Origin of the sequence: Streptomyces sp. NRRL WC-3549 (genome assembly GCF_000721935.1) — a bacterium.
Classification (GTDB): Bacteria; Actinomycetota; Actinomycetes; order Streptomycetales; family Streptomycetaceae; genus Streptomyces.
This window is the reverse complement of record NZ_KL585418.1, coordinates 65,603-67,061: the sequence shown is the minus strand read 5'-3', so window position 1 is coordinate 67,061 and position 1,459 is coordinate 65,603. Positions and strand designations below refer to the sequence as shown.

1 protein-coding gene and 1 pseudogene are annotated in these 1,459 nt (G+C 72.9%); both read right to left on the bottom strand.

The genetic code is table 11. The features are described 5' to 3' along the window. Positions 1 to 382, bottom strand: a pseudogene (locus tag IH13_RS0123845) (GGDEF-domain containing protein); the annotation flags it as partial. Positions 383 to 678: 296 nt separating this feature from the next. Beyond that, positions 679 to 1,459, bottom strand: a 781-nt coding sequence (locus IH13_RS0123840) for a helix-hairpin-helix domain-containing protein (protein ID WP_031087674.1), incomplete at its 5' end; no start/stop codon positions are given.

Below are 1,459 nucleotides of genomic sequence, written 5' to 3'. Positions count from 1 at the left end.
GGCGGGCCGTTCCGACGAGCACCACCACCACGAGGCTCACCAGTCCCGCCGGCACCCAGCCGTACAGCAGCAGCACCGCGAGGGTGAGGGCTGCCCCGGAGCCGGTCCCGCCCCACCAGCGGTCGCGCCCGAGGGCGACCAGGTGGCCCACGATGACGCCGGTGAGCAGGGCGAGCGACCAGCCGGCGGTGCCGTCCGGGAAGAGGGCGCTGCCCCCACGGACGGCCTGGTAGAAACCGGTCGCGAGCTGCGCGGTGGCGACCGCCACGACGAGGAGCCCCACCTTCGGGATCGTGCCCGTCCGTACGGCGGCCAGTTTCCTGGCGGGGTCCGCGAGACCCCGCCGCCGCGACACCGGTGCGGCGCTCTCGGTCGGTTCCATTCCGTCCCTCTCACAGCCGGCGGTGCCGATGTCCCACGGCGGCCTCCGCTCCCATGCCACTGCGGCCCGAATCCCACCACGCGGCCGGGGCACGGCAGGTGCACGTTCAACAGTAGGCCGCGGAGGGCTCCCAGGGGCAGCGCTCCACAGCTCTTGCCCGAATGCGGACCTGACACCCGTCACTGTCTGATAGGCGCCGAACGGGTGGTGCGGGCCCGTGTTCCCGGCCCCCACCACCCGCTTCCTTCCCTCCCGGCCCGCCGCCACGCACCCGCGGTGTATCGATCGCGCGTCGATCAGGCCTCGGCGGACACGGCGGCCTCCCGGGCCGCGTCGGGCCCCTGTCCGAGGAGCACGGCGAACCCGTCCTCGTCCAGGACGGGCACCTTCAGCTGCATCGCCTTGTCGTACTTGGACCCGGGGTTGTCACCCACCACGACGAAGGACGTCTTCTTCGAGACGGACCCGGTCACCTTCGCCCCGAGGCTCTGCAGCGCGTCCTTGGCGCCGTCCCTGGTGTGGGAGGCCAGTGTGCCGGTGACGACGACGGTGAGTCCTTCGAGGGGCCGGGGCCCCTCGTCCTCGCCCGCCCCCTCGTCCTCCATCCGGACCCCGGCCTCCCGCCACTTGCGCAGGATCTCCCGGTGCCAGTCCTCGGCGAACCACTGCTTGACGGACGCCGCGATGATGGACCCGACGCCGTCCGCGGCGGCCAGCTCCTCCTCGGACGCCTCGTCGATGCGGTCGACGGACCGGAACTGGCGGGCCAGCTCCACGGCGGCCACCGGGCCCACATGGCGGATCGACAGCCCGGTGAGGACCCGGGCCAGCGGTGCCTGCTTGGCGGCGGCGATGCCGTCGAGCAGGGCGAGGGCGTTCTTCTTCGGCTCGCCCTGCTGGTTGGCGAAGACCCTCGCGATCTTCTCCTCACCGGTCTTCGGGTCGCGCTTGGGCAGACCGCTGTCCGGGTCCAGCACGTAGGCCCGGATCGGCAGCAACTGGTCGACCGTCAGGGAGAACAGGTCCCCCTCGTCCCGCAGCGGCGGCTCGGACGGCTCCAGCGGCTGGGTGAGGGCC